Origin of the sequence: Paenibacillus sp. YPG26 (assembly GCF_023704175.1) — a bacterium.
Lineage (GTDB): Bacteria > Bacillota > Bacilli > Paenibacillales > Paenibacillaceae > Fontibacillus.
This window is the reverse complement of record NZ_CP084530.1, coordinates 1,633,498-1,655,566: the sequence shown is the minus strand read 5'-3', so window position 1 is coordinate 1,655,566 and position 22,069 is coordinate 1,633,498. Positions and strand designations below refer to the sequence as shown.

General features: G+C 49.1%; 21 protein-coding genes. 1 reads left to right on the top strand and 20 read right to left on the bottom strand.

The features are described 5' to 3' along the window. Nucleotides 1-11 precede the first annotated feature (11 nt). From LDO05_RS07665 to LDO05_RS07600, 14 genes are all read right to left on the bottom strand, one after another. Nucleotides 12-818, bottom strand: coding sequence for a response regulator (locus LDO05_RS07665; RefSeq protein WP_251378253.1), 807 nt, complete (start codon nucleotides 816-818; stop codon nucleotides 12-14). A gap of 84 nt (nucleotides 819-902) precedes the next feature. Continuing rightward, nucleotides 903-2,285 carry a glycosyltransferase family 2 protein gene (locus tag LDO05_RS07660; protein WP_251378655.1) on the bottom strand — a complete coding sequence of 461 codons (1,383 nt, stop codon included), beginning with the start codon at nucleotides 2,283-2,285 and terminating at the stop codon, nucleotides 903-905. A 43-nt stretch (nucleotides 2,286-2,328) separates the two neighbouring features. Then, nucleotides 2,329-3,522: a HEAT repeat domain-containing protein gene (locus LDO05_RS07655; RefSeq protein ID WP_251378252.1), complete on the bottom strand. Its 1,194-nt coding sequence runs from the start codon at nucleotides 3,520-3,522 to the stop codon at nucleotides 2,329-2,331. A gap of 41 nt (nucleotides 3,523-3,563) precedes the next feature. After that, entirely contained in the window at nucleotides 3,564-5,783 is a 2,220-nt protein-coding gene (locus tag LDO05_RS07650; protein WP_251378251.1) for a hypothetical protein, read from the bottom strand. A 506-nt stretch (nucleotides 5,784-6,289) separates the two neighbouring features. Beyond that, nucleotides 6,290-6,529, bottom strand: coding sequence for a hypothetical protein (locus tag LDO05_RS07645; protein WP_251378250.1), 240 nt, complete (start codon nucleotides 6,527-6,529; stop codon nucleotides 6,290-6,292). Between the two features lie 276 nt (nucleotides 6,530-6,805). Next, entirely contained in the window at nucleotides 6,806-8,047 is a 1,242-nt protein-coding gene (locus LDO05_RS07640) for a DNA polymerase IV (RefSeq protein WP_251378654.1), read from the bottom strand. A 20-nt stretch (nucleotides 8,048-8,067) separates the two neighbouring features. Further along, nucleotides 8,068-8,445: a YhjD family protein gene (locus LDO05_RS07635; protein WP_251378249.1), complete on the bottom strand. Its 378-nt coding sequence runs from the start codon at nucleotides 8,443-8,445 to the stop codon at nucleotides 8,068-8,070. A gap of 211 nt (nucleotides 8,446-8,656) precedes the next feature. Continuing rightward, nucleotides 8,657-9,403, bottom strand: a complete 747-nt coding sequence (gene map, locus LDO05_RS07630) for a type I methionyl aminopeptidase (RefSeq protein WP_251378248.1) — start codon at nucleotides 9,401-9,403, stop codon at nucleotides 8,657-8,659. 22 nt (nucleotides 9,404-9,425) lie between these two features. Beyond that, a complete protein-coding gene (locus LDO05_RS07625) occupies nucleotides 9,426-9,998 on the bottom strand; it encodes a TetR/AcrR family transcriptional regulator (RefSeq protein ID WP_251378247.1) in 573 nt (190 codons plus the stop codon). A gap of 187 nt (nucleotides 9,999-10,185) precedes the next feature. After that, complete coding sequence (locus LDO05_RS07620; RefSeq protein WP_251378246.1) at nucleotides 10,186-10,473, bottom strand: stage VI sporulation protein F; 288 nt, start codon at nucleotides 10,471-10,473, stop codon at nucleotides 10,186-10,188. Between the two features lie 131 nt (nucleotides 10,474-10,604). Beyond that, nucleotides 10,605-12,650, bottom strand: a complete 2,046-nt coding sequence (gene recG / locus LDO05_RS07615; RefSeq protein WP_251378245.1) for an ATP-dependent DNA helicase RecG — start codon at nucleotides 12,648-12,650, stop codon at nucleotides 10,605-10,607. A gap of 15 nt (nucleotides 12,651-12,665) precedes the next feature. Then, on the bottom strand, nucleotides 12,666-13,532 hold the full coding sequence (locus LDO05_RS07610; protein WP_251378244.1) for a DegV family protein: 867 nt from the start codon (nucleotides 13,530-13,532) through the stop codon (nucleotides 12,666-12,668). A 48-nt stretch (nucleotides 13,533-13,580) separates the two neighbouring features. Beyond that, nucleotides 13,581-15,359, bottom strand: coding sequence for a DAK2 domain-containing protein (locus tag LDO05_RS07605; protein ID WP_251378243.1), 1,779 nt, complete (start codon nucleotides 15,357-15,359; stop codon nucleotides 13,581-13,583). 15 nt (nucleotides 15,360-15,374) lie between these two features. Continuing rightward, nucleotides 15,375-15,734, bottom strand: coding sequence for an Asp23/Gls24 family envelope stress response protein (locus LDO05_RS07600; protein WP_251378242.1), 360 nt, complete (start codon nucleotides 15,732-15,734; stop codon nucleotides 15,375-15,377). A gap of 192 nt (nucleotides 15,735-15,926) precedes the next feature. Between LDO05_RS07600 and rpmB the strand changes: the two genes are divergently transcribed. Then, nucleotides 15,927-16,115: a 50S ribosomal protein L28 gene (gene rpmB / locus LDO05_RS07595; protein WP_082926854.1), complete on the top strand. Its 189-nt coding sequence runs from the start codon at nucleotides 15,927-15,929 to the stop codon at nucleotides 16,113-16,115. Nucleotides 16,116-16,180: 65 nt separating this feature from the next. Here the strand turns inward: rpmB and spoVM are convergent, their stop codons facing one another. From spoVM to rlmN, 6 genes are all read right to left on the bottom strand, one after another. Beyond that, complete coding sequence (gene spoVM / locus LDO05_RS07590; RefSeq protein WP_036621610.1) at nucleotides 16,181-16,261, bottom strand: stage V sporulation protein SpoVM; 81 nt, start codon at nucleotides 16,259-16,261, stop codon at nucleotides 16,181-16,183. A gap of 175 nt (nucleotides 16,262-16,436) precedes the next feature. Beyond that, nucleotides 16,437-17,096 (bottom strand): ribulose-phosphate 3-epimerase, encoded by a 660-nt coding sequence (gene rpe / locus LDO05_RS07585; RefSeq protein WP_251378241.1) that lies wholly within the window; start codon nucleotides 17,094-17,096, stop codon nucleotides 16,437-16,439. A 4-nt stretch (nucleotides 17,097-17,100) separates the two neighbouring features. Further along, nucleotides 17,101-18,003 carry a ribosome small subunit-dependent GTPase A gene (rsgA, locus tag LDO05_RS07580; RefSeq protein WP_251378240.1) on the bottom strand — a complete coding sequence of 301 codons (903 nt, stop codon included), beginning with the start codon at nucleotides 18,001-18,003 and terminating at the stop codon, nucleotides 17,101-17,103. 22 nt (nucleotides 18,004-18,025) lie between these two features. Continuing rightward, a complete protein-coding gene (gene pknB / locus LDO05_RS07575; protein WP_251378239.1) occupies nucleotides 18,026-20,236 on the bottom strand; it encodes a Stk1 family PASTA domain-containing Ser/Thr kinase in 2,211 nt (736 codons plus the stop codon). Then, nucleotides 20,233-21,006 (bottom strand): Stp1/IreP family PP2C-type Ser/Thr phosphatase, encoded by a 774-nt coding sequence (locus LDO05_RS07570; protein WP_251378238.1) that lies wholly within the window; start codon nucleotides 21,004-21,006, stop codon nucleotides 20,233-20,235. Before LDO05_RS07570 ends, pknB begins: the two co-directional genes overlap by 4 nt. 6 nt (nucleotides 21,007-21,012) lie before the next feature. Continuing rightward, a complete protein-coding gene (gene rlmN, locus LDO05_RS07565) occupies nucleotides 21,013-22,059 on the bottom strand; it encodes a dual-specificity RNA methyltransferase RlmN (RefSeq protein ID WP_251378237.1) in 1,047 nt (348 codons plus the stop codon). Between the last annotated feature and the right edge of the window lie 10 nt (nucleotides 22,060-22,069).

Below are 22,069 nucleotides of genomic sequence, written 5' to 3'. Positions count from 1 at the left end.
TTAGAAAATCACTAGTTAAAGCAGCGGCGAATTCTTGCATCAAGCTCTACCGGCGAGAACGGCTTGGTAATGTAGTCTTCAACTCCGCTTTGGAAGCATTGACTAATCGTCTGTTCTACCTTCTGTTCTGTCAAAACTACGATCTTCGGTGACTTATTTCCATTCAGCTTTTGAATATGATGGATGTACGGCAGGCCGTCAATTCCATACAGATTCAGTTCAGTCAGAACCAGGTCCGGCTTCATCTGTTCGATTAATTTCAGAGCAGTGAGACCATCGTTAGCCTCATATGTTTCATAACCCTGCATTTTAAAACGAATTTGTAGAAATTCCCGAATAGTCGGATCATTGTCCACAACCAGAATACTGCTGCGGGCAACCTTTGATTCTTCTTTTGTGAAAATATGGATATCTCCGGTCAAGCTGCGTCTGGCAGACTCAGCCATTTGCTTCATTACAGCTTCCGTAGGTTCTCCTTGTTCCGGGAAGCTGGCCAACGTGATCCGTGGATCCAGATCCGCTTGGTTATCCTGAAGCCGCTGCTTGAGCAGCAGCCCTTCAAAATGCACAGCATCCAGAGTTCGTCCCGGCAGAATCACTGCCAGGGTACTGTTCTCGTCATCACTCCAAACCTCAAAGGAAAGATCAGGCTGAGCTTCCAGTATTCCACGGACTTGGGCGTCTAAATTGGCAGGACTGTTCTCGGAATACAGAAATATTACTCCGCATACCTCTTGCTTGGTTCCTCTCACCCATTCCTCGATGTGCTGGTATAAGTTCTCTTGAATACCCCTTTGGAGCGTTGCCGAATTGGGCATTTCAATTCCCACCTTTCAGATTAGTTTGAATTTTAGTTGATCGTCTGTAAGCATCACTTCCTTCCCTGGGTGGGGAAGCATCATTTATGCTGCACTGCTTGGGGCCTCAGTTTTTTCTTCTTTCCAGCTCTGCCTTGTCATAGCTCCCCATGAATTGTTGTTCTGCAGATACTGTATATGTCCTTGAATACGCCAGAGCGTACCCAGTTGGGAATAACCGAAGAATTTGAATGCTCCATAAAACAACATTTTGAGCAAATCAGATATTTTGATGAACCGCTTGAACGCAAGCTCTTCCAGCAGCAGTGCGCCGATGCTGAACAAGTATCCACTTAGGAAGTTGATCAGTCCGAATACCAGCAGAATCTTCCACTGGGTCATATCGAGAGCTACATAACCGACTAGAGCCACTAAACCTGTAATTTTGAAATAAGGGTTCAATGCTTCAAAAATAATGTTGTAAGGCATGGTTAGAAGTCCCATAACCTTATATTTCGGATTGAAGGCCATGTCATAGTTCTCGATCATGTTCTTCAAGTTACCGCGCCCCCAGCGCTTACGCTGGTTAGAGAGAATATGGTAGGTGTCCGGTGCTTGAGTCCAGCACACTGCCTCTGGACAGAATGCAATCCGGTATTTCAGCTTATTCTCCAGCATGTAGCGGTGAAGCTTGATGATAATGTTCATGTCTTCACCCGGGTAACCTCCACGGTAACCCCCCACGGCAATGACATAATCCTTACGGAACAAGCCGAAAGCACCTGATACGATGATAAGTCCATTGATTGAACTCCAGCCGATCCGGCCTCCGAGGAAGGCTTTCAAGTACTCTATCGCCTGGAACATTGGCCACATTTTGTTAGGCAGGGAGAAGTCCTTAACCTGACCATTCTCGATCAGACAGCCATTGGCGATACGAACATCTCCACCAATTGCAACGGTTTCCTCAGGGTTTTCCATATACTGCCTTGCCATACGGATCAGTGCGTCTTTCTCCAGCAGTGAGTCCGCATCAATAGAAGAGATAAGCGGGTAATGTGACAGATTAATACCTGCATTCAGTGAATCTGCCTTACCCCCGTTCGGCTTATCTATTACATACAGATGTGGATACTGAGGATTGTGATAGACCCCGTTAATCGCCTGACAGTCAATCGAGTTTCTCATGTCAGGATTCGGGATTTTCTCCAGACCGAATTCATCCACCAGGACGCCCAGTGTGTTATCTTTCGAACCGTCATTAATGACGATAACTTCATAGTTCGGGTAATTCAGTGTCAGTAGACACTTAACGTTCTCGATAACGGTGACTTCCTCATTATAAGCAGGCACGAGCAGTGATACCGGCGGTACCAGCTCTGAACCCGACAGCGTATTATATTTCGAGTACGCCGATCTGCGGAATATCATCATAATATTCTTGAATGAGAAAGCCAGCACTGCGAAATACAGAGTGTTAACCGTCATTACATAATAAATGGCGAACAAGCCATAGATGAGAAGTATATCCCTAAGCAGAGTAATCCCCCCCAACTGCTGCTACTTGACGGACTGGTTTTCTTTCGGCAACGCCGAAATACCGGTCATAGAGCAGACGTTTTTTATTGAAGGATACCATTTGATCGACAGCACGAAGATCAGTTCCTTCATTCATAACTTTCTCAATGTGATATAGAGCTGTCTCCCGCTCTACACCTGAACCACGAAGCGCTGTCTCGCACAAGATCTCAAAGCCTGTCTCACCAAGCTTAGCTAGGCTTTCGGCGCTGTTGTTACGTACCCACCAGTTCTCATCTCTCATCGCATTTCTGAGAAGAGGAATGCTTCCCGCTGCATGAAGCGAACCTAGTGACTTGGCGATGGCTGCACGGATCTCCCAGTTGTTATCCGACATAAGCTGCTTGATTGTCTCATCCTTGAGAACCGGATTAGAACTGAGGTAGAGCTTAACGGCTTCAGCCCGTACATCCTTCTCTTCTGCTCCAACTAGTCGGTCGAGAGCCGGAATAACTTCAGGCACTGCTTGTCCCCACATAGCTACTAAGGCAACTTTCACGAAATCCGTATTTCCATCCTCAAGCAGCTTGAGAAGCAGCTTGCTGGAATCAAGATCTGTCTCCAGCAGCACATCCGCCACCAGATTGTGAATGGGCTTGCCGTGTCTGAGCATGAGTTCAAGCATTTCCTTCAGCTGATCTTCCTGCTTCGCACTCTTGGCGATCGCCCGTCCAAGAATAATGGTAAGCGGACTGTAGCTTTGCTTTCTCAGCATTTGAAGCAGGCGGGGAACCGCTTCTGCGGCCCGCATGTTACCCAGTCGGTAAGCTGCTTCTACCCGGCGCCCGTAGAACAGGCTGTCCAGCTGCTCAAGCTCATCTTTTACAAAGCCCGATTTCTCGCACAGTTCAACGATTCTGTTACGAAGTTCTCCCTTGAACTGTTCAATCCATTCTGCGAACTTGTCCTGAATCACTCTTCTCTCCAAGGCCGTGAGCTTGCCCGGCGGCACTGGAAGATCGCTGTCTTCATGTAAATGGGATTGGATAAACCTGAAATAATCCTGATGCTTAAGCTGGTACTCTTCCGTTTTCTTAAGCGTCGCCAGATGTTTGAGCTTCATATAGAATAGGATTGCAATTCCGAGTCCAATCAATCCGAGGCACGCATAGACGAAATAGATAGCCACGGTGACATGTTGAAACATAATGCAATGAGACCTCCTCTGTGAGTTCGTATTTACTGTACTTACTGCTTATTCATTTTTGAGTAGACATCCTTCATGTTGTAATAACCTGATTTGAGGTGTTCTGTATACTCCACAGTCTCCCACGGATTCCACTTGTAGATTGGCTGATCTTTAAGGTCAAGCTTACTCTCATTTCCACCCGGCCAGGACACCTGCTTGGTTCCGCGATCCACAATCCATGGCACCAATGTAATCCCCGCTGTTTTTAAAGTTGAGAACGTGCGTCCCTTCTTGAGTGGACCATAATCAATGACCTGCTGAGAACTAGGATCCGCAAATCCAAGAAGCATCCAAGGTATACGAAGCTCTACCTGCTTACCGCTGTACTGCCATGAAGTCAGTGAGTCAAACTCCGCACTGCTTCGATTCGAAGTGCCCCTCTTCAAGATCCCAACCGTCTCATCCTGGAAAGGATGGGCTGAACGCGTATCCGGTGGAGTCATGGTCAAGCTGACCGCCAGCTTCCATGGTTGGAAGTTAACTTTATCTGCCGCTTTCTGCTCTGGAAGCATCCAATACCCGCGTTCCCCATACAATCTTTGATGGAAATTATACGATGGAGCAACCTTGACTTGAGTCTCCTTATCGTTACCGATGACCACGAGATTCTCAAGACCATCGCTGAGTGTTTTGTTTGGCAGCTCATTCTTCGGCTGATCACCGCCTGGCTGCGTATCGGTACCCAGATACATTAGAGACTTCTTAGGGTCGAAATCTTTCTCAAGGTCAAGCCCGACATAGACATAAGCCTCATCATGAGTAACCCTCATTTTGCTAATGCCTGGTGCAGTTTTGTCCCACACGGTCACCTGGTCCTTCGGCAGTGTGTTCCAATCATCCAGCTTGCCATCAATGATGATCTTGTCTGACTTGCCTGGTCCCATAGCCACGATACCGAACTGTTTCTCGTTGGTTAGAACGTTAAGCCAATAAGAACGTCGATCGGCCGGTATTTCAAAACGCATGGTATTCCATGTCTTCTTGAACCACTCATCCTGCCACATGAACAGAATCGCTCCTGAATATCCTTCATCGTAGATATCCTGAGTGAGTGAGGCGTTAATCTCGCCCTGCTCCTTATCATTGTGGCCTCCTTGGTTGCGTCCTCCCGGACCCAAGTGGGATACACCCAGAGATGAAGGAACACCGTACTCTGTAACCATGATCGGCATATCCTTGTAATAGGCCTTAAGCTTCCGTAAATAAGCTTTGTAAGTGTTATAGCCACCCTTGCCGTCAGAAATGGTCTGCAGCGACTTATCCAGGTGGAATAAATCAGGATAATAAGGATACACGTGGTATGCCGCAAAATAACCAGCTTCCCATTTCACTGGCTTCACATGTGTAGCATCCACACTAACTAGATCCTCTTGGAATAAAGGCTCTCCTGGATGCTCAAGCACATCTGTGGTTACCCAGTTGGTAAAAGTTACAGGATGCTCCCAGCCGTAAGTCTGCTCTTTGGCTGCTGCGCGATCCAGCATACTCGCCAGGAAGCTTTCGAACGGACTGGCATTATCTGTCGCACTGAAATGTTTGCCCTTATAAGGGGCCTGTCCAGCATGAACCTTGTTCGTGTTCTCCACCATTTCGGGATCCCACTCGGTTCCAATATGCCAGGCCATCAGGTAAGCGCCTGCGTTGGTTGTGTACTTGCCCCCTGCAAAGCCGGGATTGACAGGTATGTCCAAATCCCCGTACACCGCACTAACTACCTTATCAATATCCTGCTCGAAGGCTTTGGGAATTCCTCCGCCGTAAGCATCTTTTGATTCAATCAATTGTTCTTCCTGCGAGTAGACTCCCTGAATGAAATACAGAGGATTCTCTCCCTTATCCCGGTTGAACTTGACTAATGACGTATAAAATACAGGATTATGAATCGTATATACCCGAATTACATTCGCACCCATATCATGGATCTGCTGGAACCATCTTAGATAGTCCTCTTCTGTTGCCGGGAACTCGCCGGGAAAATGGCCCGGTACCGTTGCTCCTAGATTGACACCTTTAACAAAGATCTCTTTCCAATTTCCTTGTCCATCGTATCTCAGGAACTTATCTCCCGAGGTTTGGAACTTCATTTTCGTTCCGTCCGAGGTAGCGTAGCTTGTGTGGGACGGAGGAAGATACAAGAATACCAGGGAGGTTACCCCTCCGATTAAAATGATTCCAATCGTAATCCATAAAATTATTCGTTTGCGCGCTAGTTTTGACATCGCTATAAAATCCCTTCACCTCGCTATTTTTTTGTATGCAGGCGATTTCCATAGTAAGGCTCTCACACCTCCACTCCCTTTGTCACTCCTTAATGATTAACCAAGAGAACTCATAAAGTAACTAGGCGGATGGGAGCATTTTTTTTCGGGACTTTCATGAAAGTTCCACGACATTGCATAACATTTCTTACAAAAAACTACTAATCCCGGACAAACACAAAAACTCCTAAATTACTGTGATTATTTTAGTTGCGAGATTCCAGAAGTTCCCTTATCAATTCAAGCCTAGTCACACCTCATAGGGATTTGCCCTGACCGCTCCAATGGCTCAGACTCATTATATGTAGTATTAAACGCTAGCGATATATCGAAGTTGTGGTTATTATCCCACCCTTTTCCAATTCGGTAACAGAATTGATACCAAAGTCTTAGCAGGAAACGCTTGAAAATCGCTCTATATCAACGTTTTTCAATTATTACCATTTTACAAAAAGGGTTAGGTAGACCTATATAGGGTCTTTTGATAATTTACCAACTACTCCCTTCCTTGTACCCCGGGAAAAAGTCCCAATTAAACCTCCTTTTTTCCTAGGATTACTCTCCCGCTTTTCCTTATTTTTGTAAAAAGCTGATTTCCCCCCACAAAGTCTCTCAAGGACCTCTCTCCTGATTTCTACCTCATTCGATATGCTGCTTCCTGATTCGACAATGTCCGTACAGCCACTTTCCCGCCCTGGACTTTTCATTTAACCTTGGAAACCGGGTCAAGAATGTCTTTACGACTAACTTTCACGCATCTTTTTTGTTGTTTTTGTGACAAAATCGATAATTTCCGATTCTTTTCATCCGAATAATCCGCCGAGTTTAACTGATTACTCTGACCCAGACCTTCGGTAACTCTCCACCCTATACTCAAAGAGCCTAATACTAGTATTCTCAAGCCATCATGCTGCACTATTCTAACCTGAAACAGGGGTGTCTCTACGGATAACCGTAAGGACACCCCTGTATTGGATGAACTGTCATTTGTAATGACCACCGATTTTTCGTGACCTTTCCAGCGCTTGACCGGATGACGTCAAGGAGGCGGCTCTTACAATAGCCGCGCTGCCATACCTGTCTTTAATGAAGTCAGTGGCCTTGTTCAGAGCCTGGGATTTCGCCAGATCATCAAACAGGGTCAGCTGATATTCCTCATCCGTGACCAGCTGGCTGAGCGTTACCCCGATCTGGCGCACTGGCATACGATCCCAATGCCGGTAGAATAAAGCTTTGGCTGCACGGAATACGGTGTTCGTATCGTTCGTTGGGTCCGGGATCTTCATCTGGCGTGAGAAGCCCGTCCCTGTCTCGTAGGGACTGCACATGCAGCCTACGGATACTACCTGGCCCATGTACCCCTTTCGGCGGCAGTCTCTGCAGACCTCTTCTGCAATTTCCAGGAGGACAGTATTAATCTGCTCCTCATCCGTATAGTCTTGGGGAAGGGTCATCATATGTCCGACAGACTTGGGTGGTGTATTGAATGTGGCCGGCGTCACGGGAGAATCGTCAATGCCGTTGGCCGTTCTCCACATTACCTCGGCCTGAATATCGCTTTGCTTGCCAAACCGCGCACCGAACTTCTCCTTAAGCCGGGGCAGCGGCGTTCTGGCGACATCGCCAATGGTAAGCATCCCCAAGCTTAGAAAGTGGTTCCGCATTCGGGAACCTACCCCGAACATTTTGTCCACCGGCTGCTTCCATAGAGTTTCGGCCAGCTCTGATTTGTTCAGAATATAGATGCCTTTCGCATTCTTCTTCGCCCAGATATCCGTAGCCGCCTTGGCCAGCATCTTATTAGAGCTGATTCCGAAGCGTACCCGGACTCCGGTCTCTTCAAGCACCTTCTGCTGAATTGACCAGGCCATTGTATAGGGGTCCCCAAAAATCCGGAGGCTCCCCGTTACATCCAGAAATTGCTCGTCAATGGAGAAGATCTCAACCAGATCGGTATACTGCTCATAAATTTTTGTGATTCTAAGGGAAATATCAATATACCGCTGCATTCTCGGCTTCACCACAACCACCTCAGGGCATTTCCTAAGCGCTTCCCCAAGCCGCTCCGCCGTAGTTATTCCGTAACTCTTCGCGAGGGGACAAGCCGCCAGAATAATCCCCGATCTGCGGGCCGGGTCTCCCGCAACGACGAGAGGACGATCTTTATATGCGGGATTCTCCGCCTTCTCCACACTGGCATAGAACGATTGACAGTCTCCAAGCATAATGACCCGATCTGCTGCTCTCACTTAAGTACCACCTCTTCCAGATAGAGGGTTATGCGTCTATCAATCTCTGCCCGGGCGAAGCCCCAGAGCATGGAGAATTCATATTGGTAGCCCCGGCACAAGTAACGCGCCTCAAGCCCCGCCTTGGTGCGATGCTGCTCATACACCTTAATTCCATGCTGGCGCATCTGCTGCCGGATCCGACTCAGCTCCTGGGTAATTCGGGACTGCAATTCACGCAGTACAGCCATATAGAGCTCAGGCAGCTTGAAGGGAGCCGAACGCGATGAGATCAGCTGCGCATCCCTTTCCATTAAATCCAGAATGAGCGGCAGTAAAAGAAACTCCTTAACCCATCCTGCCTCTTCCTCAGTCCGATAAGGCGCCTGTTTCATGTAAGATTCCCTCTTGGCGCTGAGGCCTGATTTCTGTTAGCATGTTCAAGCTCATTAAGGATAATCCTATTTCTGAACCAGAGTACTCTCATTATATTCACCCACTATCAGAACGTTTGTTCTTATTATATTCATAATACGAACAAATATTCGCTTTGACAACAGGTTATTACTGGGGAATCCGCCTTGAATAGGCTTTAATGGCTGGTATTTATTGTTCTGTCAGAATAATTGGCCCGCCTTCAGTAACCGCAATCGTATGCTCATACTGGGCGGACAGCTTCCCATCGGCCGTCCGGGCTGTCCAACCGTCTTCGTCGATTGTAATCCGGTACGTTCCTTCATTGATCATCGGTTCCACGGTGAAGACCATGCCTTCTTTGAGAAGGACTCCCTTCCCAGCTGTCCCCACGTGCTCGTAGTTAGGCTCTTCATGCAGAGAGCGCCCAATGCCGTGGCCGAGCAGATCACGTACAACCGAGAAACCGTTATTCTCCGCATGCTTCTGAATAGCCGACACCACATCTCCCAGTCGGTTGCCCGGAACAGCCTGCTCAATGCCCAGATACAGGCATTCCCGTGTAACCCGCATCAGCTTCTGGGCAAGCTCACTGACTTGACCAACCTCATAACACCATGCTGAGTCACCGAACCAGCCGTCACACTCCACCACAATGTCAATTTTGGCGATATCCCCTTCCTTCAGCGGCGTCCTACCCGGAAATCCATGGGCAACCACGTCATTGATGGAAGCACAGGTCTCTGCTGGGAATCCGTTATACCCTTTGGTGAACTGCTTACCTCCCAGCTTGGTAATATGCTTAGCCACAAAATCGTTGATCTCCATTGTCGTAATTCCGGGTGCAATGAGCTTTGCGAGTTCCCGGTGGCAATCGGCCACAATCTCACTAGCCCTCCTCATAGCCTCAATCTCATGTCTTGTTTTTAGAGTAATCACAGTTATATCGCTCCTCTCATCTCTAAAATCCGCCAAGCAGCAGCTTCACAATTTCATCTTCATTCATTTCCGCAGAACGGCGATATACCGATAGACCTGCGCAGCCTACCAGACCGCCAATGATCAGAAAGGCTGACTCTTCCAGACGCGAATCTCTGCGTAGTGTCCCGAGCACTTCAGCCAAAGGAATAATAACACTCTGTCTGAACCGTTCTGCAAATACCTTCGCCTCCTGCTCCGGAAGCTCCCGGAAATGCTCGCATGCAAGCTTATACAGAACGAACAGGGACGGATCTTTCCTCCACCTTCGCAGCAGAGTCATGCCATAATCTTGGACGGAACTGCCCTTGATCAGATAGTTCAGACCTATCTCTTCCGCCTCACCTAGAGCCATGGTAAGAAGATCAGATAATAAATCATACTTGTTCTTATAATAGTGGTACACCGTGCCATAACCGAGATCCGCTGCTGCGGCCACATCACGCATATCCATATTAATCCCTTTGATTACATAAGCCTCGGCAGCAGCCCTCATAATTTGCCCCATCCGGCGGGTGCGTATAGCTTCATTCTGTTCTTTGGTGCGAGGGGTCAATAGATCCTCCTCTCCTTTCTTTTTTTGACCTACTGACATGTCAATATAAAATTATACCTTATTAGCTTAAAAAGCAATCAGCAAGCAGCCCAAAGACGTTATAGCCGTGTCCTTGGAGATCGGCCTATAACAAAATAAGCTGATACCGGCACAACCGGATATCAGCTTGAAGGATGAGTCTGCGGATTCACCTGAACATGCCCCACAGCTTGATGAGATGGAAGGTATTCTTCGGGTCAATTTTCTGTGTAATAACGAACTGAACCATCTGTTGCTCTTGAACTGAAGACAATCTCTCATTCATGATCCCCGCAGCGGATCTCACCAGCCTGTGTACTTTAGCCGGGTCCTGCAGGTCCCCCTTCGTCAGGTTCTCCGTCAGCTGCTTCACACGATCCTTGACCGCCTTGTTCTTCATCTTGAGCTTAACCCGTTCAACGAGCTGCGGGCTGATTCCAAACTGCTGATAATTCAAAGCTGCTTCTCACCTCCCGTACGTCACTGTTCTAATATATGACGGCAGGAGTGCAGATAGTTCATGAAAAATAGAATACTCCCGATAACACGCGAAAATGAGTTCAAATGAGATCAGCCCAACCAGCTGCTCTAGTCAATCAGCTCACCTTGCAAAATCTGCTCCCGCTGCAAATAATGCCGCAGCGGGCTGTACACCGGCGAAGTCCAGAACGCCTCTTCGCCCACCAGCGAGGCGGCATCCCCCCTCGCCGCCTCAAGCACTGCGAAATCGCTGACCATGTCCGCGATTCGGAACTCCGGCACGCCGCTCTGCTTCGTGCCGAAGAAATCGCCGGGACCGCGAAGCTCAAGGTCCCGCCGGGCCACTTCGAAGCCGTCGTCCGTCTCGGTCATGACCTTCATCCGCTCCTGACCTACCTCCGACTTCGGATCTGCGATGAGCACGCAGTAAGAGGCGTGCTCTCCCCGGCCAACCCGGCCGCGTAGCTGGTGAAGCTGGGACAAGCCGAACCGGTCGGCGTCCATAATAATCATCAGCGTCGCATTGGGAACGTCAACGCCGACCTCAACCACGGTCGTCGAGACGAGAAGCTGCACCTCGTTCGCATAGAACTCGCGCATCACTTCCTCCTTCTCGGCCGCTGACATCCGGCCGTGCAGCAGACCCACCTTGAAGTCGGGGAACGCCTGGGACATCGACACATAGAGGTCAATGGCATTCTGGACATCCAGCTTCTCGGACTCCTCAATCAACGGGCAGATAAGGTAAGCCTGACGGCCCTGCCCGATCTCACGCGAGATGAACCCAAGCACCCGGTCCATCTTGTCATGCTTGACCCAATAGGAAGAAATCGGCTTTCTTCCTTTGGGCCGTTCAGACAGTGTTGACACATCCATATCCCCAAAAGCCGTGATGGCCAGCGTTCTCGGAATCGGCGTCGCCGTCATGGTCAGGACGTCCGGGTTGAACCCTTTTCGCCGCAGAATACTGCGCTGATTCACACCGAACCGATGCTGTTCATCGGTGACGACGAGACTTAAGCTCCGGAAGTATACTTCCTCCTGAATCAGGGCATGAGTACCTACAACCACATCAACCAGGCCCATCTGCAGGGCACCAAGCAGGTCCTTGCGCCGCCTTCCCGTTACACTTCCCGTAAGCAGGCCTACGGTAATCCCGTACGGCTCGAACAGCTTTGTGAGCGACCTCACATGCTGCTCCGCCAGAATTTCAGTTGGTACCATGAAGGCCCCCTGGTGGCCTGACTTGACGGCAGCATATAGCGCAACAGCAGCAATGACCGTCTTACCGGAGCCAACATCCCCCTGGAGCAGACGATTCATGCAGAAGGGAGAGCGCATATCCTTCAGAATTTCAAGCTCCACTTTCTTCTGGGCATCCGTCAGTTCAAAAGGAAGACTCCGGACAAATTCTCTGACCGTCGCATTGTCTACCGTGTGCTCAATCCCGTCCATCCGTTCATGATTCATGGCCCGGTAGGCCTGAAGCTTCAGCTGAAAGAGGAACAGCTCCTCGTACACCATCCGCTTGCGGGCTTCCTGTCCTTCATGGCTATCCTGCGGCTGATGAATGCGTAGAATCGCATGCTTTCGCGGCATAAGCTCATACTTGCGGACAAGATCCTCCGGCAGAATCTCGGGAATCATCTCCCCGAACTGGGTCAGAGCTTGTCCTACCGTCTTGCGCATCCAGGCCTGGGTGATGTTCCCTCCAACGGAATAGACCGGCTGCAGGCTTCCGCTGCGGATCACGCCCTTATCCGGGAACTCCGATTCCGAGACGGTCATCTGCGCACGGCGTTGGTCCCATTTGCCTGTCAGCGTAATCTCCCGGCCAGGCGTCAGCTGGTCTTTTAGAAAATGCCGATTGAACCAGGTCGCCGTGAACATCCACTCGTCGGCCATTACTTTACAGGTCAATCTCGATTTTTTGCCATAACGCTGAAGTACCGGAAGTCCCATAATCTTGGCCTGTACCGTTACCTTATCCCCATCCTTCACTTCACTTAATGAACGGAGGCGGTAATCTTCATAACGGAACGGATAATATTCAAGTAAATCTTGTACCGTAAAGACGCCAAAGGCGTGAAGCTCCCCCTCTTTGAGAGCACTCACGCCGCTGACCTGCTTCACGGATATCGTGCTGATATCCATATTTAATCCCTCACTTTATGCCGGCCAGACGAATACCGCCACAATTCCCGGACCCACATGGGTTCCTACAACTGCGCCAATATCGGTCCGAACCACTTCATGCAGTGTGAAATGCTGTGACATTTCCTGCACGATATCTTCTGCCGTTTCCGGATTAACCCCGTCACAGACAGCGATATTCAGATCCTTATGCTCACCAAAATCCTTACGGAACAGCTCCACAATACGCGATACCGCCTTCTTGCGTCCCCGCGCCTTGTCTACCGGATATATGACGCCTTCCTCATCCACAGAGAGTATCGGCTTGACATTCAGAACAGTGCCTATGATCGCCGCTCCCCTGCGAATGCGTCCGCCTTTCTGCAAGTACTCCAGCGTATCTACCAAGAAATACAACCTTCGGACCTGACGCAGCCGCTCCACTTCGTCTACAATCTCCTGCACCGAAGCACCATTAGCGGCAAGTCTTGCCGCGGCAACCACCTGAAGACCAAATCCGTATGAGGCACAGCGTGAATCAATGATCGTAATATCGGCCGCAATGCCCTCTTCTTCCATCATCGATTTAGCTAACAACGCGGATTGAAAGGTGCCGCTCATCCCCGAGGAGATATGAATAGAAATAATAGATGCCCCCGGGTACTGATCGAGCAGACCTTGATACACATTAACGTACTGGGCAGGAGACGTCTGGGAAGTTGTAGGGAGCTCCGGTGACTTCGTTAATCGGTCATAGAATTCAGCCGGCGTGATGTCGACCCCTTCCACAAAAGATTGTTCTTTGAAGTTCACCGTCATCGGGATGACATGAATACCGTACTCTGAAACCGTCTTCTGCGGAATATCCGCTGTACTGTCGGTAACAATAATAATATGATTCATTCAGAACAAGCCTCCATCCCGTCCTCTGAACTTCTCCCAACCATCAAATCAGGATTCTACAGAGAATAAATAGTAATAGATCGGCTGACCGCCTTCGTGAATTTCCACTTCAGCATCCGGATAATTCTCTTTAAGCCAGTTCAACAGCAGCAGAGTATCCTCCTTGCTTGCCTCTTCACCGGTCAGAATAGTTAAAATCTCATCACCGCTTACAAGCATCTTTTGCAGCAATGACTCACAGGTCTGAAGAAGACGCTCTTCTGTAGATACGATCTTGGACTCTTCAATACCTATATAATGACCCGCTTTAATCTCCAAATCATCGAAATGAGTATCACGCACCGCATAAGTAACCTGGCCGGTCTTCACGTGGCCTACCGCGGCAAGCATACTCTCCGTATTAATCTGGATGCTCTCTTCTTCCTGGAACGCGAACGCAGCCGCAATCCCTTGGGGAATACTCTTGCTTGGAATAACTGTAACACTACGCTCACCTTCAAGCAGATCACGGGCCTGCTGTGCGGCAAGAACGATATTCGAGTTGTTAGGAAGTACGAATACATGCTGGGCAGAGATTGAATTAATGGCATTAACGAAATCTTCAGTGCTAGGATTCATCGTCTGTCCTCCGGACAGTACCGCATCGACCCCAAGGCTTGTGAAAATATCCGCGATTCCCTGGCCTGAAGCCACCGCGATGAATCCATAAGGCGCCATTTCGTCAGCTGGCAGTACAGCTGGGTCAGCTACCCAGGCCTTCTCAGCAGGAATCTCGGCGAACACCTCTGGAGCCGGGGCAATGTCCATACCCGCAGTCAACAAGTCCCTGTGCTGCTCTCTCATATTCAAGATATGAATCTGAGTAATCTCGCCGTAACGAAGAGCCAAATTCAGCACTTCACCCGGTGCTTTGGAATGAACGTGAACCTTGATGACTTCGTCATCAGCAATAACGATGATGGAATCTCCATTTACACCCAGAGCCTTACGGAACTGATTCTCATCAAATGCCGTGTCTTTCGCTTCACCGAGCTTGCGGTTAATGAAGAATTCCATGTCATACAAGAATTCGATATCCTCTGTCTCAAGCCGGGACTGCGCAGACGCAGGCACTTCAGGAACAGCTTTGAATTCAGGACGACTCTCCTGACGGGCCGCCGGAACGGAAGCTTGTCCGGGAGCTTGGGTGGCAGGTGCCGCATTCTGGATGTTGTTGGACAGATAATCAAAGAACCCTTGATAGATGTACACAAGACCCTGTCCTCCGGAATCCACTACACCAACCTGCTTCAATACAGGCAGCTGTTCCGGTGTATGGGCAAGAGCTTCTTTCGCCTTAGCCAGAACTTCTGTCATAAGCTCTAATATATCCGTCGTGCGGCGGGCATAATGAACCGCATGTTTGGCCGCTTCCTTAGCCACAGTAAGGATCGTCCCTTCCACGGGCTTCACAACCGCCTTATATGCGGTGTCCACACCGCTTTGCAGCGCTGAGGCGAATTGAATCGTATTCAGCTCTTCATAAGAGGCCGAATAACGGCTGAATCCCCGGAATAGCTGAGACAGGATCACCCCGGAATTCCCCCGTGCACCCATCAGCAGTCCCTTGGACAATACGGCCGCCCTGCTGCCGACACCGCCACTGCCGCTGCGCTTTAGTTCCGCTACACCGGCAGTCATCGTAAGATTCATATTTGTACCGGTATCCCCATCCGGAACCGGGAACACATTAAGGGAATTCACGTGTTCCGCATGCTTGTGAAGCTGGTCTGCTCCGGCTAATACCATAGCTGTAAAATCTGTTCCATTTAGAGAACGCTTACTCAATGAGAAATCCCCTTCCTAGCTTGATACACGTACGCCCTGGACTACAATATTCACTTCACTGACTTGAAGTCCTATTATATCGTTCAATACGTATTTGACTCTTTGTTGAATGTTATGGGCCACCTCGGATATCTTGACCCCGTAAATAACTATAATATATAGATTGATTACGATTCTATTGTTATCAGGTTTCACTTCTACTCCGCGGGTAAGGTTCTCCCGTCCAAGCAGTTCTGCAATACCGTCTTTAAATTGCTTTCGGCTTGCCATCCCCACAAGTCCATAACATTCCATGGCGGCTGATCCGGCAATTACCGCTACCGCTTCATCCGATATATCAATTTGTCCATATTCGGTATTCAGTTCAATAGCCACTATCCTTCACTCCCCCCTTAAAAATATTATGGACTAATCACCATTGTACTATAAGAAGAAGGAGAAATAAATAAAAGAAGACCTTAGCCACGCAAATAAAGTTAGTTAATCGGTTGACGAAGCTTTTTTTGCTGTGATATGATATTTAGGTATTGTTTTATGCAGGGTATTGGAACAAGGAGGTGTAATTTCGTGTCACGTAAATGTTATGTAACAGGCAAAAAGCCTAGCACAGGTAACCATGTATCCCACGCTAACAACCGTAACCGCCGTACTTGGGGCGTTAACGTCCAAAAGGTCCGCATTCTGGTAAACGGTAAACCAAAACGCGTTTATGTCAGCACTCGCGCTTTGAAATCCGGTAAAGTTACCCGTGTGTAATCTTCAACCAGGCATATAGACAAAAAGCACCTTTTTCATAAGAGGTGCTTTTTTAATGTCTTTTTTTAGTTCTTATGAAATGTATTCAGAACGGCCTTCACAAAACCTCCCAAAAATTTAGGCAACTTAAATGTGTAAAACTTCATTATTCACCCTCCCCATACTTCCCATGCTTACTTTATTCTATGACACGAGTCCACATCATGTGTTCCGTTCACAAAAAAAGGTTACATGAGAACCTTAGCTCATGTAACCAATTGTATGCGTCTCGCGCCAGCCCTATTCCAGTTAAGCAGGCTGAAGCTCGTCCCCATTTTTCAGTTATGCTGTTACGCTGTTACGGATCTCGGCAATAGCTCCAGCGCGATCAGAACGGCCGAATACCGCACTTCCAGCAACCAGAACCTCCGCACCCGCCTCCACAACAAGCGGCGCAGTCTCGGCCGTAATACCGCCATCCACCTCGATAAGCAGGTCATTCAGCCCCAGCCGCTTTTTCCATTCATTCAGCTCACGGATTTTGCGAACCGTTCCCGAAATGAAGGATTGACCGCCAAAGCCAGGGTTCACGGTCATAACGAGTACAAGATCAAGCTCCTCAATCACTTCAGACAATACAGATACAGGGGTTCCCGGGTTAATTGCCACCCCCACCTTGACTCCCTGCTCCTTAATAAGGTGGATTACCCGATGCAGGTGAATACAAGCTTCTGCATGCACGGTGATCAGATCGGCGCCTGCTTTGGCGAAGGCGGGTATGTAAGCGTCGGGATTCTCAATCATCAGGTGCACATCCATGAAAAGCTTGGTATGAGGCTTGATAGCCTCTACAACAAGAGGACCTAATGTAATGTTAGGGACAAAGTGCCCATCCATGACGTCCACATGAAGCCACTCGGCCCCCGCTTGTTCCACTTCAGCAATTTCCTGACCCAATTTGGCGAAATCCGCAGATAAAATAGACGGTGCAATATTGATCACTTGATTAGTACCTCCGTTTCTTATCTTTCATTTCCTCATAGAACTGCACATAATGCTCATATCGACTCGCAGCAATCTTCCCATCTTCAAGTGCAGCCCGAACCTGGCAGCCAGGTTCGTGTAGATGACTGCAGCCGCGGAATTTACAATCCGAAGACAGCAGAGCGAACTCTCGAAAACAATCCGACAGCTGTTCCACACCGAGCTCCAAGAAGTCCAGCTGGCTGAATCCTGGCGTATCGGCAACGTAACCGCCGTTCTCAAGCTCAATAAGCTCAACATGACGCGTCGTATGCTTACCTCTGCCAAGACGCAGGCTGATGGCGCTGGTCTCCAGACCCAGACCAGGCAGCATCGCATTGAGAAGCGAAGACTTGCCAACCCCGGATTGTCCCGAGAAGACGCTGATCTCTCCCGCAAGACGCTTAAGCACTTCGTCAGTGCCTGCTCCGGTATGCGAGCTGGTTACAATGACTTCATAACCGATGGAACTGTATAAATCACTAACCTGCCTGGTCAATTCATCTGCTGTATCTGAATCATCAAGCAGATCACGTTTTGTTAGGCAAATAAGCGTGTCAAGACCTTCATTCTCAATGTGGACCAGGAACTTGTCCAGCAGCTGAAGATTCATATCGGGTTCACGCAGGGAGAACAAGAGAACAGCCAGACGGGCATTGGCCACAGGCGGGCGTATAAGCTCCGACACTCGTGGCAGGATCTCTGTAACTGTTCCTTCTCCATTCTCCGTAGGCTCAAAGATAACCCTGTCGCCTACGAGAGGAGTAATTCCCCTCTTCTTGAATACTCCCCGGCCCCGGCATTGAACCGGTTCTCCCGGTTCACCGCCAGTCTCTTTCACATAATAATATCCACTTAGAGCCTTAACAATTAAGCCTTCAGGCATGTATGCAGCCTCACTTCCATGTTTATCTGCTCTTTTCCTGATCTTTCTTCTGCTTTCTCTCGGCTTTCTGCGCTTCCTTTTGCGCGTCTTTGACCTGCTTGGCAGCAGTGGAAGACGAAGCATAACGTTCGGTTACACCGCTGTATTCACCCTGAATCGAGGCTGAATCCTCGGCGTTGTTATCTCCGGTATTAGTAGGATCCTGCTGTTCTTGATCCAGAGGTTCAACCGGCTCCTGTCCGATAGGTGTGGAAGGCACAGGCACAGTTCCCTGCTTCGCGTCAATATACGACACCGGGAGTGTGTCCAGATACTTGCCATCCTGATAGACCAGAATCGCCCCATCTTTAGTAGGAGCAAGCACAAGATTAACCGGAATGTTCTGAGCCGTTTTGATCGTCTTAACCCCAGCTTCCAGGTTCTCGCCGCGGGCATCGGTATATACCAGACGAATCTTGCTGTTCTTGCCTTCCGTCTTAGGTGCGACCGGAACATTGTATGTGTACTTGATCGCTTCAGGCGGATAACCGGAACTAACGAATATCGTAATCGCTTCACCCGGTGACACCTGCTCCTTAGGAGCATATGGGTGCTGATTGAACACCAGACCCTGCTCAACCTTGTAACTGGACTCCTGAACAATTCCGTCCTTAGCCAGCTTTAAGCCGTATTCCTTGAGCTTAGCTTCTGCCTGCTGCTGAGTAAGACCCGTCAGATCAGGCATACTCACCTTCTCTTGCCCCTTGCTTACTGTAAGCTCCATCACAGCCGTTGCAGGATCGAAGTCCGAACCCGCAGCGAGGCTCTGACCCGTAACTTTCCCTGGATCAGCTTCACTATAGTCTTCCTTGCGGGTAATCTGCTCTTCCTTCATCTGGAACTCATCCATCAGCTTTCTGCTTGCATCCTCATAGGACAGTCCGCTTAGGTCCGGCACTTTCTTGAGCGGCTTATCCACGCTCACTGTCAAGGCAATAGCAGACCCCTGCTTGACTTCCGTTCCTCCCGGCTTGTTCTGCTCATAGACTACCCCGGCAGCAAAGCCTTCGCGGTACTTTCTTGTGATTGGCTCCTGAACGGTGAGGCCCACCTTGGCGAGCTCCGCTCTCGCCACATCTTCCTGAAGATTAATGAGCTGAGGCACCTTTACATTAGGTTTGTTAAGGCTAGCATTGACATACCAGGCAACTCCAAGCATGAATACGATGACCAGAAGTGTGCCCCCAACCCACATAGTTGGCTTCACCCAGGACTTCTTCTTGGCAGCGGAAGATGCAGCTGGAGAATTGTCTTCTTCCACACGCGAGGTTCTTCCAGCTGCCGGCCTCTGAACTGGTGGCTTGATAGCCGGGATTACACGTGTCTTATCAGCATCATCCATGTCATCAAAAATGATCTTGGATTCTGTCCGTCTCTCTGGAAGAAGGCAGGTCTCCAGATCCCTAAGCATCTCCTTGGCCGATTGGTACCGCTCGCCCGGGTTCTTGCGCATCGACTTCAGAATGACGTTCTCCACACTTTGAGGAATAAGTGGATTAACAAGCCGCGGCTCTTCAAAATTCTCCTGGAGATGCTTCAACGCTACGCTGATTGGACTTTCACCCAGAAAAGGAAGCTTGGAGGTCAGCATCTCATACAGTACAATCCCAAGTGAGTATAAGTCCGATTTCTCCCCCGTCACCACGCCTTTAGCATGCTCAGGAGAGAAATAATGTACAGATCCTACCACGGATCCCGTTTGAGTAATCGTTGCCGAAGACGCGGCGCGGGCGATACCGAAATCCGTGACCTTAACCCGTCCATTGCGTCCAATTAATATATTATGAGGCTTAATATCCCGATGAATAATCTGATGATGATGAGCATGATCAAGGGCATCACATATTTGTGAGGCAATTCGAACGGCCTCATCCACCTGGAGCGGGGCGCGTTCTTTGATAATCTCATTCAAATTCTGGCCTTCAATATACTCCATAACGATATAATGAATGTCATCTTCCTGGCCCACATCATAAATATTTACGACATTTGGATGAGACAGAGATGCAGCGGACTGCGCCTCCCGCCGGAACCGGCGGATAAATTCCTCATCGTGCACAAATTGTTGGCGCAGCACCTTAATAGCCACATTGCGTCCAAGAAGAATGTCCTGGGCCTTGTACACAAGCGCCATTCCGCCTCCGCCAATTCGTTCAATGATTTGATATCGACCGCCCAATTCGTGTCCGATCATGTTGTCCACTCCTTTGCACTGGCCCCAGCCGCACCCGGTATTTCAAATAAAGCCACAGTAATATTATCTTCTCCGCCTACATCAAGGGCTAGCTGCAGAAGATGATCTGCCCGGTCTTTGAGGGACACATTAGGCAGTCCTACAGTCTGGGCCATCTTATGCTTGGAGACATAGCTGCTAAGTCCATCACTGCAGAGAAGGAGAATATCGCCTTCCTTCAGCGCAACATGAATTAGATCCACGTCCACCTTAGCATCTGTCCCTAACGCCCGGGTAATTACATTTCTGCGCGGATGATTGTATGCCTCTTCTTCACTGATTTGGCGGCTTTTGACGAGTTCATTGACCAAGGTATGATCCTCTGTCAGCTGGGTAATATTTCCCTGCCTGAACAAATAAGCACGGCTGTCTCCAATATGACCGATAATACCTTCACGGCGATCCATTAGAATCGCCACAACGGTAGTTCCCATATTGTGATATTCAACACTTGCCGAAGCGGTCTGGAACACCACCTCATTGGCATGCAGGATCGCCTTCCTGAGAGCTTCGCGCCGAAGCTCAGGAGAGGTTGCCCTGGGGAGAGACTGCAGATCGGATACAATGGTCTCAACAGCAAGCCTGCTGGCTGTGTCTCCGGCCTGATGTCCACCCATTCCATCTGCAACAATACCCAAAGTGAACCCTTGCTCCAAGTTAGCTACCCATGATGAATCCTCGTTCACCGAACGAACATGTCCTACATCACTGACATATACCGTATTTATCAAATTTCATCACCTCGCACCAGACTCCATATGCTTCGCCCGCAATTGTCCGCAGGCTGCCGCGATATCATGACCTTGTTCCCGGCGAATCGTCACATTAATTCCCTTGTCCGCCAATATACGCTGGAATTGAAATATGTCATTTCTGGAAGTTCGAGTGTACTTACGCTCCGGAACATAGTTGACCGGAATCAGATTGACGTGGCAGAGCATGTTCTTCAGCACACTGGCAAGCTCCTCGGCATGCTCGGGTCTGTCGTTCACACCACCGATAAGCGCATATTCAAACGTAATCCGGCGCCCCGTCTTAGCTTGGTAATACCTGAGGGACTCCATCACGTCATCGAACGGAAAACGGCGGTTAACCGGCATAAGCTTCGAGCGAAGCGCATCATTCGGCGCATGAATGGATATAGCCAGATTAATCTGGGTATCCTCATCTGCAAATTTATATATATTAGGCACAATACCGCTCGTTGATACAGTAATATGCCGCTGTCCAATATTCAAACCCTTCTCATGGATCATCAAGCGCAAAAATTTCATGGTCGCTTCATAATTCTCGAATGGTTCACCTGTTCCCATAATTACGATGCTGCTTACACGCTCACCGCGTTCATCCAGAATCTGCTGGGCCCGCACAACCTGGGCTACAATCTCGCCCGCAGTCAAATCCCGCTTTAATCCGCCGAGTGTGGAGGCACAGAACGTACAGCCCACACGGCAGCCGACCTGGGTAGTTACACAGATACTATTGCCGTAGTTATGCTTCATAATTACCGTCTCAATTGCATGATCGTCATGAAGACCGAACAGGAACTTAACGGTTCCATCCTTTGATTCAAACTTGGTGATTTCGTTCAGCGTAATGAACTGGAAATTCTCCTTCAGCTTCTCACGCAGGCTCTTGGACAAGTTCGTCATCTCGTCAAAAGAATTAACCCGCTTCACATAGATCCAATCAAAGATTTGCCCTCCGCGGAAAGCCGGCTCACCTTGGGATACAGCCCATTCCTGCAGTTCTTCTAACGTAAAATCATATATAAAAGGCTTCATGATCACACAC

Bases quoted from the DNA above. Each gene is read 5' to 3' on its own strand.
- LDO05_RS07645 (WP_251378250.1), bottom strand. From the start codon at position 6,529: ATGAAAAGTCCAGGGCGGGAAAGTGGCTGTACGGACATTGTCGAATCA.
- rlmN (WP_251378237.1), bottom strand. From the start codon at position 22,059: ATGAAGCCTTTTATATATGATTTTACGTTAGAAGAACTGCAGGAATGG.
- LDO05_RS07665 (WP_251378253.1), bottom strand. From the start codon at position 818: ATGCCCAATTCGGCAACGCTCCAAAGGGGTATTCAAGAGAACTTATAC.
- LDO05_RS07640 (WP_251378654.1), bottom strand. From the start codon at position 8,047: ATGCTTGGAGACTGTCAATCGTTCTATGCCAGTGTGGAGAAGGCGGAG.
- LDO05_RS07655 (WP_251378252.1), bottom strand. From the start codon at position 3,522: ATGTTTCAACATGTCACCGTGGCTATCTATTTCGTCTATGCGTGCCTC.
- LDO05_RS07650 (WP_251378251.1), bottom strand. From the start codon at position 5,783: ATGTCAAAACTAGCGCGCAAACGAATAATTTTATGGATTACGATTGGA.
- rsgA (WP_251378240.1), bottom strand. From the start codon at position 18,003: ATGCCTGAAGGCTTAATTGTTAAGGCTCTAAGTGGATATTATTATGTG.
- LDO05_RS07610 (WP_251378244.1), bottom strand. From the start codon at position 13,532: ATGAATCATATTATTATTGTTACCGACAGTACAGCGGATATTCCGCAG.
- spoVM (WP_036621610.1), bottom strand. From the start codon at position 16,261: ATGAAGTTTTACACATTTAAGTTGCCTAAATTTTTGGGAGGTTTTGTG.
- pknB (WP_251378239.1), bottom strand. From the start codon at position 20,236: ATGATCGGACACGAATTGGGCGGTCGATATCAAATCATTGAACGAATT.
- LDO05_RS07660 (WP_251378655.1), bottom strand. From the start codon at position 2,285: ATGACGGTTAACACTCTGTATTTCGCAGTGCTGGCTTTCTCATTCAAG.
- recG (WP_251378245.1), bottom strand. From the start codon at position 12,650: ATGGATATCAGCACGATATCCGTGAAGCAGGTCAGCGGCGTGAGTGCT.
- LDO05_RS07635 (WP_251378249.1), bottom strand. From the start codon at position 8,445: ATGAAACAGGCGCCTTATCGGACTGAGGAAGAGGCAGGATGGGTTAAG.